Annotated in this window: 7 protein-coding genes; 5 read left to right on the forward strand and 2 right to left on the reverse strand. The window is 71.1% G+C overall.

From position 1 onward, the window contains the following. Positions 1-658: DUF4232 domain-containing protein (locus ABT025_RS38745; protein WP_351003449.1), on the forward strand; the 658-nt coding region annotated here is incomplete at its 5' end. A 237-nt stretch (positions 659-895) separates the two neighbouring features. Further along, on the forward strand, positions 896-1,711 hold the full coding sequence (locus tag ABT025_RS38750; protein ID WP_351003451.1) for a phosphotransferase: 816 nt from the start codon (positions 896-898) through the stop codon (positions 1,709-1,711). Positions 1,712-1,775: 64 nt separating this feature from the next. Here the strand turns inward: ABT025_RS38750 and ABT025_RS38755 are convergent, their stop codons facing one another. Further along, positions 1,776-2,960, reverse strand: coding sequence for an MFS transporter (locus ABT025_RS38755; protein ID WP_351003458.1), 1,185 nt, complete (start codon positions 2,958-2,960; stop codon positions 1,776-1,778). 230 nt (positions 2,961-3,190) lie between these two features. Beyond that, positions 3,191-4,408: a PucR family transcriptional regulator gene (locus ABT025_RS38760; RefSeq protein ID WP_351003452.1), complete on the reverse strand. Its 1,218-nt coding sequence runs from the start codon at positions 4,406-4,408 to the stop codon at positions 3,191-3,193. 139 nt (positions 4,409-4,547) lie between these two features. On the opposite strand from ABT025_RS38760, the gene ABT025_RS38765 reads away from it, so the two are divergent. The 3 genes from ABT025_RS38765 (at position 4,548) to ABT025_RS38775 (ending at position 8,711) form a co-directional block, all read left to right on the forward strand. Then, positions 4,548-6,077: a long-chain-fatty-acid--CoA ligase gene (locus ABT025_RS38765; RefSeq protein WP_351003454.1), complete on the forward strand. Its 1,530-nt coding sequence runs from the start codon at positions 4,548-4,550 to the stop codon at positions 6,075-6,077. Between the two features lie 246 nt (positions 6,078-6,323). Continuing rightward, positions 6,324-7,193 (forward strand): alpha/beta hydrolase family protein, encoded by an 870-nt coding sequence (locus ABT025_RS38770; RefSeq protein WP_351003456.1) that lies wholly within the window; start codon positions 6,324-6,326, stop codon positions 7,191-7,193. Between the two features lie 117 nt (positions 7,194-7,310). Further along, positions 7,311-8,711 (forward strand): carboxylesterase/lipase family protein, encoded by a 1,401-nt coding sequence (locus ABT025_RS38775; protein WP_351003457.1) that lies wholly within the window; start codon positions 7,311-7,313, stop codon positions 8,709-8,711. Positions 8,712-8,933 lie beyond the last annotated feature (222 nt).

An 8,933-nucleotide genomic window follows, 5' to 3' on the forward strand; every position in this document is an offset into this window, starting at 1 on the left:
GGCTCCCATGCGCCTTCGTCATGTCCTTGCCCCCGTCGCGATCGCCTCGTTCACCCTGGCCGCCGCCGGCCGCGGCGGAAGCCCGGCCTCGGCCGGACCGCCCGGGGCGACGGCTTCCGGACCCGCGGTCTCCGCGCAGGGGGCGGAAAGCCCTTCCGGCAGTGCCTCCTCCGCGCCTGCCTCGGATCCCGTCGCCCCGGAAGAACCCGCCGCCCGGGCTCCCGCCACCGGCAGTGCGACCGCCGGAGCCGCCTCGGCTGCCCGGCGCTGTACGGCCGACGGCCTGAGCATGCGGCTGGGCCGTGCCGACGCGGGCGCGGGGCAGATCCACTACCGGCTCACGTTCGCGAACAAGTCCACCACCGCGTGCACGCTGAGTGGCTTCCCCGGTGTCTCACTGATCAAGCGGGACGGCAGTGCGATCGGCGTGCCGGCCGAGCGCGAGGGCGCCATGCGGGGGCGTACGGTGATCGGGCCCGGAAAGACGGCGGGGGTAACCCTGCACACCCTGAACCAGGGCATCACGGACTCCGGCTGCTGGAGCCGGCCCGACTACCTGCGCGTCTACCCGCCAGGCTCCAAGGAGGCCCTGACCCTGAGGGCTTCCCAACTCCACATCTGCGGCGACCGTTTCACGACCACGGCAGTGGACGGCTGACAGTGCGTACGAGCCACCTCGGCCCGGCTCCGGGGCCCGCGCCGGTCCCCGGAGCCGGTGGCCCCGACGGAGGGGCGCTTCGTCGGCCTCCGTCACCGAGAAGCCGCGCGCCACACCGGCGGCACGGGCGCCCGAACACCGCCTCGGCGCCCGGCACATGCCCAGGCGGGCGACCCGAGTCCGAAGCCTGCTCCGGGACCGTCCCACACTGTCCGACCCGGCGGTAGCGTGATCGGCATGACAGTCGAGGGCGATGAGACAGAGGGCGAAGCACTGGTGGGCGGCCTGGCGAACGCGGGCGCGGTGTTCCGCCGCGGCGCCCTGGTGGAACGTCCGGCACCGCGCACCGCGCGCGCCCTCCACACCCACCTCCTCGCGCTCAAGGAGCATGGTTTCGACGGCGCTCCGACGCCCGTACGTCTCACCGCGGACGGCCGTGAGCAGCTGACGTTCATCCCCGGCGACGTCGCTCTGCCGCCGTTTCCGCACTGGGTGATGACGGAGGCCGCGCTGAGATCGGTGGGAAGCCTGCTGCGGCGCCTGCACGAGGCCAGTGAGTCCATCGCGGTCGACACACGCGTCGCGTGGCCCCGCGCCCTGGCCGATCCGGAGGGGGGAACGATGCTGTGTCACAACGATGTGTGCCCGGAGAACGTCGTCTTCCGCGACGGCCGTGCCGCGGCCGTGATCGATTTCGACCTGGCGGCACCCGGCCGACCACTGTGGGACGTCGCCATGACCGCCCGCTACTGGGTGCCCATGCTCGATCCCGTCTCCGCGGCAGCTCTCCATCCCGAAGGGCTGGACGTTCCGGCGCGACTGCGGGTCCTCGCCGAGAGCTACGGCCTCTCCGCTCAGGAGCGTGCCGAACTGCCCGGCGTCATCGAACAGGCCACCGCATCCTGCCGGGCGTTCGTCGCCGACAGGGTGGCCGAGGGTGACCCCGTCTACACCCAGGCGTTGTCCGAGCGCGATGGATGGCAGCGTTGGGACCGCATGCAGGGATGGCTGATGGCTCACCACGAGAATTTCACCGCTGCCCTGCTGGAATGACGGGGCAGAGGTCAGGGAACAAGCGCGGGAAGTACTCGGGCTTCGGCCGCACCTGCGGCACACCTCACGATGGACGGGCCCGTCCTCCCGTTGCCGCAGGTGCCGGATCGGCACCTCCTCGCTGACGCCGGCGGACTGCGTGCTCCCCGGCCAGCAGCCGTCCGACGAGCAGTACCACGCACGCGCCGACGGTCAGCAGCCCGCCGGCGAGGAAGGCCGCCCGCACGTCGGCGAGCGTCAGGATCAGCCCTCCGAGTGCCGCGCCCGCCGCGATCCCGGCGTTGTAGCAACCGGAGTTGGCCGCGAACGCCATATCCGTACGGCCCGGTGCACTGAGCAGCATCGCGTTCTGGGTGGTCATGAACACCGGACCGAGCGCAGCGCCCATCAGCACCAGGAACACCACCGCTGCCACGGGGTCGGTTCCGGCCGCGTACAGGCCGAACATGCCCACCGCCTGAGTGGCCACGGCCGCGGTCAGCGCGGAGTCCGGAAAGCGGTCCAGCAACGCTCCGGTGATGCTCACCCCGGCCAGACACGCCGTACCGAAGGCCACCAGCAGGACGCTGACCGTGCCCGGCGGGAACCCGCTCACGTCGCCCAGGAACATCACCATGTACGTGAATCCGGCGAACGCCCCGGTGGCGGCCAGGGTCCCGGCCGCCAGCACGATCGCGAACCTGCGGGCATCGGGCCTGACTCCGTAGGCGGCGTGCTCCTCCTCCGGACGGGAGGTCGGCAGCAGAGCGGCGATCGTCACCAGCGAGACGAGCCCCAGAGCCGCCAGTACGGCCACCGGCACGGGCCAGCCGCTCTGCAGGCCCAGCCAGGTCCCTGCGGGGACACCGAGCACGAGGGCGAGCGAACCGGCGACGGACAGCGCCCCGACCACCCGGCCACGGACCCCGGGCGCGAACAGTCCCACCGCGACCGGCCCCATCACCGCCCAGAACAGTGCCTGGGCGAGCGCGGTCAGCAGCCGGGCCACGAGGAGCAGGCCGTAGGAAGTCGCCGGCGCCGCGACGAGACTCGATACGACCAGGGCGGCCGGCAGGCCCGCGAGCACATGGCGGCGGTGCACTGCCCGCATGAAGTGGGTGAGCGGCAGAGACGACACGGCCACCGTCACGCCGTAGCCGGTGACCAGGAGACCGACGGCAGACACCGGCACCCGCAGACTTTCGGAGATGAGCTCCAGAAGGCCGATCGGCAGGTTCTCCGCCGTGTTGAAGGTGAAGGCAGCCGGCATCAGGGCCATCAGCACCGCCACTCCGCGCCAAGGAGCCGTGTGCGGCGCGCCCGTACGGTCGCTGTCCGTCCCCGCCCGATGCCCCTGCTCCGCGCCACCGTCCATGGAATGACCTCACCTGGCTCGACGGCCCGTCGCAACCGAATTCGTGCCCCTGCGGCGGGAAGCGTGTGCGGTGACGGGGGAGCATCACGTCGAACGAGCGCCCCGACACCGGCGGAGCGGGCGGGTCAGGGCGTGCGGAGCTTGAGAGCCCGGACTCCGGCGTAGAGGGCTGCGACGTCGGACGGGCGGAGCAGGGAGCGCCCGGTGAGGCGGGAGACGCGGTCGAGCCGGTTGCGGACGGTGTTGCGGTGGCAGTAAAGGGTCTCGGCGATCTCGCTGGTGGAACCGGTGTCGGAGTCCAGCCACGCCGTGAGCGTCTCCATGAGGTCCTTGCGGTCCGGCGCGGCCAGGACCGGGTCGAGCAGGGCGATGCCCAGCCGCAACGCGAGGTCGTGCCCGGCCGCGACCAGGGCCGCGGCCGGGTCGTGATCGAGCGTGACCGCCCGGTGCGTCCCGGCAGGCAGCGAGGCCCGGGCCAGCGTGGCGAGGCGCAGCGCGTCGGCGCTCTCCCGGAGCCGCGTGTACGCGGGGCTCAGGCCCGCGCGCCCCGTGACCGCGGTGCCGACAACCTCCAGGACCAGCGCGGGTCCTGGAACACGGGCGGAACCGGGGGCGAGTGCGGGGTCGGGCAGCGCGACGATGCCCGCCAGACCGTCGGGACGGGGCCGCCAGGCGGAGCGCAGCCCGCTGCGCAGCAGGGCCTGTTCCATCGCGGTGACGTCGCTGTGCTCGGCGACGACGCAGATGTACGGTCCCTGCTCGGGCAGACCGAGAGAGGCGGCGGTGCCGCCGAGCCTCGCCCAGTCGGCCGTCTTGCCGGTGAGGAGCGCGTCGAGCAACAGCAGCCGCTGCAGCTCGTCGGCCCGCGCCAGACCGACGAGGGTTTCCCGGTAGACGTCGTTGACCGTCTGCGATGCGGCATCCAACAGGGACCAGACCGACATGGAGGCCTGGGCGATGTCGTCCATCGTCGTGCCGGGCTGCTCCGTGGCACGCTCGATGAGGGCATGGGCCAACACGCGGTAGCCGATGCGGAAGGCGTGCAGGACCGCGTCGAGAGGAACGCCCTGCGTGGCCCGACGCCGTACACACTGCCGGGTGGAGTCCGTGCGCACGGGCCGGCGGTCGGCCATGCACGTCAGCTGCTCGTGCAGGTTGCGCTCGTTGAAGTCGCGCACTTCGGCCTGGATTTCCTCGCTCAACAGTGAGTAGGGGGCGATCTCGGCGGTGATCGCGCGGAACAGGTCGTCGGCGAGGACATCGACCCGCTCCAACAGCTCCGCGGCACACACGGACAACAGCGGAGGAACGATCAGACCGCCATCGGCGTGCTGCTCTGGCATGCCGGCCAGCTTACGGTTCACCCTCTGGACCGCAATTGTGCAGACGCACACGGTGGCTGCCGGATCCGAGGTCGTCCGCCCACCGTGCACGGAGCATGTTGTGCCTCAGCATTTCCTCACGAGCCGCTGAGGAGAACTGATGCTGAACCTGTCGTCCCTGCTGGAACACAGCGCCCAGGAACACCCCGAGCGAACCGCGCTGGTCCTCGGTGACACCCGCCTGACCTACGCCGAGTTGCTGTCACGGTCCCAGGACATCGCCGACGCACTGAGGCACCGAGGTGTGGGCAAGGGCGACAAGGTGGCCCTGTCCTGTCCGAACGTGCCGGACTTCCCGGCCGCCTACTTCGCCATCCTCCGGGTCGGAGCGGTCGTGGTGCCTCTCAACGTGCTGCTGCGCCCGCAGGAGGTCGCGTACCACCTCACCGACTCCCGCGCCAAGGCTCTTCTCTGCTTCGAGGGCACGCCGCAGCTTCCCCTGGCCGAGGTGGCGAAGGCCGGCTTCGACCAGGCCCCCGCCTGCGAGCACTTCCTTCTGCTGCACCGGATCGAGCACACGGGTACCGGGAGCGCCGAGCCCGTCGAGGCGGTGGCCACCGAGGCGGAGGACACCGCCGTGATCCTCTACACGAGCGGCACGACGGGACGGCCCAAGGGAGCCGAACTCACCCACCGCAACATGGCGATGAACGCCATGGTCGCCGACAGGCTGTTCGCGGCGGCAGAGGACGAGGTGATGCTGGCATCGCTCCCGCTCTTCCACGCCTTCGGCCAGAGCGCGGTGATGAACATGGGCCTGCTCCGGGGCGCCACCCTCGTCCTGCAGCCCCGTTTCGACGCGAAGGAGGCCCTCCGGCTGATGCACCGCGAAGGCGTCACGTTCTTCGCGGGCGTCCCGACGATGTACTGGGCCCTGCTCGGCGCGCTCGGCGACCTCGGCGAACAGACACCGCCCACGCACCTGCGCACCGCCGTGTCCGGGGGAGCCGCCCTGCCCGTCGAAGTGCTGCGGCAGTTCGGGAAGGTCTTCGGCGTGGGTGTGCAGGAGGGGTACGGCCTGTCGGAGACCTCGCCCGTCGCCTGCTTCAACCCGCCCGGACTCCCGCCGAGGCCCGGGTCCATCGGCCGGCCCGTGTGGGGTGTGCAGATGAAACTCATCGAGGACTCCTGGAAGTCCGTCCCGGGCGACGGCCCGGGCGAGATCGCGATCCGCGGCCACAACATCATGAGGGGCTACTACCGGCGGCCCGACGACACGGCCGCGGTGATACGTGACGGCTGGTTCCGTACCGGAGACATCGCCCGGCGCGACGCGGACGGCTACTACTACATCGTGGACCGGGTCAAGGACCTGATCATCCGCGGCGGCTTCAACGTCTACCCGCGCGAGATCGAAGAGGTCCTGATCACGCATCCGGCCGTGAGCATGGCGGCCGTGGTGGGAGTCCCCCACGCCACGCACGGGGAGGACGTCAAGGCGTTCATCATCCGGGTGCCCGGCACACAGCTGGGCGAGGAGGAACTGATCGCCTGGTGCCGCGAGCGCATGGCGGCCTACAAATACCCCCGCAGCGTGGAGTTCCGCGACAGTCTGCCCCTGACATCCACCGGCAAGATCCTCAAGCGTGAACTGACCACGGTGGCCGACGGGGGTGCCCGGCCCGCCTGACCGCCCTCCGGGGCACGCGGGAACCGCCCGGCGGCCACCCGGCCTCCGGTCGCCGCCGGAAACGGCTGCGACCGGACAGGGCACGACACCGCCCAGCGACGACCGTCGGCAAGTTGCACAAACTCCGCCGACGGTGATTGCCGCGATTGCGCAGAGACGCCCGCCGATCGCTGCCACAGGATGTGCCCTCAGGCACCGATGTGATCCGGATGAATCATTCAGCTCGCCCTGACGTCAGGAGTCGCCGTGTTGTGGAGAAAGAAGCTGCTCGTCCCGTTGGCCGCACTCACCCTCGTTCTGGCCGCGTCGGCCGGCGCGGGCGCAGCGCCGCCGCCCGCCCCCACCAGTTCCCCCACGGTGTCGGCCGCCGGTGACTTCGGCGCCCCCGGGCCATACGCCACCGCTGTGGAGGTCGGCGCGATCACCACCCTGTACTACCCGCGTGACATCGCGACCAGCGACCGCCGCCACCCCGTGATCGTCTGGGGCAACGGCACGTTCGCCTTCCCCGTCGTCTACCGGGACCTGCTGCTGCACTGGGCCAGCCAGGGCTTCATCGTCGCCGCGGCGAACACCCCGCAGTCCAACCTCGGCATCTCCATGCGGGAGGGCATCGACATGCTCACCCGCAGGAACGCCGACCCGGACAGCATCTTCCGCGACCACGTCGACCTGGAGCACATCGGGGCATCGGGGCACTCCCAGGGCGGCGCGGCCGCCATCGTCGTCGGTTCGGACCCCCGGATCGACACCATCCTGCCGATCCAGCCCGGCCCGCTGGCAAACATCAACTCCGTGCACGTCCCCGCACTTCTCCTGGCCGGTCAGAAGGACAGCATCGTCTTTCCCTTCCTCGTCAAGGCCTTCTACAACGCGGCCGACCACATACCGGCCCTGTACGGGGAGGTGCGCGGGGCCGATCACTTCACGGTCGTGGGCGACGCCGGCCCGTTCGCCGCGCCCACCACGGCGTGGTTCCGGGCCCAGCTCATGGGCGACCGGACGGCCCGTGCCCAGTTCTTCGGCCCCGCGTGCGGCATCTGCACCGACACCACCACCTGGTCCGATGTCCGTCGCAACGATCTGGCCCTGAGCGTTCCGGCCGTCGCCCCGTAACCGGCATCCGCTGCATGAGGGCACCACAATGCCTGTGATGCCCGATTTCCCTCGTATCCGTCTCCCCTGTGCGCTCCCGCCACGGGGGAGACGGTCACATCTCGTGAAAGGACCGACATGGACGCCATCGCGACCACGTGCCAAGGCAAGGTCCGGGGCCGCGTCCGGGAAGGAATCGCCACCTTCCTGGGAATCCCCTACGCCGCCGCGCCGTTCGGCGCCCACCGCTTTCGCGCACCTGCGCCCGTCGCGCCCTGGGAGGGGCTGCGCGATGCGCTGGACCACGGGCCGACCGCACCGCAGCGCCCCTACCGGCCGCCTCTCGACGAGCTGATTCCCGACGTGGACATCCCGGGGGAGGAGTGCCTCAACCTCAACATCTGGGCGCCGCAAGACGGTGGAGGATCGCTCCCCGTGATGGTGTGGATCCACGGAGGATCGCTGCGCAACGGTTCGGGCGCCGTGCCGCTGTACGACGGCAGGGCCTTCGCGCGCGACGGAGTGCTGCTGGTCACCGTGAACTACCGGCTCGGTGTCGAGGGGTTCGGGGTGTTCCCCGACGCACCCGACAACCGGGGCCTGCTGGACCAGATCGCGGCCCTGACCTGGGTGCGCGAGAACATCGCGGCCTTCGGCGGCGACCCGGACAACGTCACGGTGTGCGGGGAGTCCGCCGGGGCCATCAGCATCGCCGCCCTGATGACCAGCCCTCGCGCGGCCGGCCTGTTCCACCGGGCGATCCTGCAGAGCGGGCCTCCACAGACGGTGCCGCGCAGCCGGGGCGCGAAGACGGTGCAGGCGATGGCGAAGGCGCTGCGGGTGCCCGCAACGGCGGAGGCGTTCGCGGCGGTGGACCGCGCGAGGCTGCTGGACGTACAGAACGAGGTGATCGGCAAGGCCGACCCGATCAGTGGAGGCCCCGGCTTCCACCTCGTGGTCGACGACGACGTGGTTCCGGCAGAACCTGCGCTGCCCACGGTCGACCTGCTGATGGGCGCCAACCGGGAGGAGTACCGGTTGTGGTTCGTCCCGAGCGGGGCGGTGGACCGCGTCAGCGGACTCACGTTGCGGCTGGCCCTGCTGAAGTTCCGGATCCCAGGGCGTGTCGCCCGGCTGTACAGGGCGGCCAGACCGGGCGCGAAGCCCGGGGTGATCCTCGGCGAGATGGCCACGGACCTGCTGCTGCGAGGGCCGCTCAACCGTCTGGCCGACTCGCGGCCGGAACGGACCTTCCTGTACGAGTTCGCCTGGCGCTCGCCCGTCTTGGGACTGGGTGCGTGTCACGCCCTGGAGATCGGTTTCGTCTTCGACAACCTCCGCCACGGTGAGGGGCTCACCGGACCGGACGCTCCTCAGTCGCTGTCCGACGCCATGCACCGGGCCTGGGTCGCATTCGTCTCCTCGGGAGACCCGGGCTGGGATGCCTGGGACGCGCGCCGGCCGGTCATGGTTTTCGACGACCCCGACACGGGTGTGGTCCTCGCGCCACGTCAGGAGGAACTGCGGGCCTGGCTCTGAGGGCTGTCCCGCAATCCCTGGCGGGCGCACGACGACGGCTACGGCACCTCGCGGCGTTGCCGGAACGCCCGAATACCTCCAGTACGCGGACGCCCCTCCGCCTTGCGATGCACCGCATCCGACGCCGCGCGCTGATCCACCACGGATCACGGGACCGCCCTCAGCCCCCCGCCTCGTCGACGACCGCCCCCGGTTCACCCCGCCCGTGGAACCCGCACCGCC

Source organism: Streptomyces sp. NPDC002809, from assembly GCF_040295435.1.
Lineage (GTDB): Bacteria > Actinomycetota > Actinomycetes > Streptomycetales > Streptomycetaceae > Streptomyces.

What these genes read in the sequence shown, in the direction of transcription:
- ABT025_RS38775 (WP_351003457.1), top strand. Translation starts at nt 7,311, where the DNA reads ATGGACGCCATCGCGACCACGTGCCAAGGCAAGGTCCGGGGCCGCGTC.
- ABT025_RS38765 (WP_351003454.1), top strand. Translation starts at nt 4,548, where the DNA reads ATGCTGAACCTGTCGTCCCTGCTGGAACACAGCGCCCAGGAACACCCC.
- ABT025_RS38760 (WP_351003452.1), bottom strand. Translation starts at nt 4,408, where the DNA reads ATGCCAGAGCAGCACGCCGATGGCGGTCTGATCGTTCCTCCGCTGTTG.
- ABT025_RS38755 (WP_351003458.1), bottom strand. Translation starts at nt 2,960, where the DNA reads ATGCCGGCTGCCTTCACCTTCAACACGGCGGAGAACCTGCCGATCGGC.
- ABT025_RS38750 (WP_351003451.1), top strand. Translation starts at nt 896, where the DNA reads ATGACAGTCGAGGGCGATGAGACAGAGGGCGAAGCACTGGTGGGCGGC.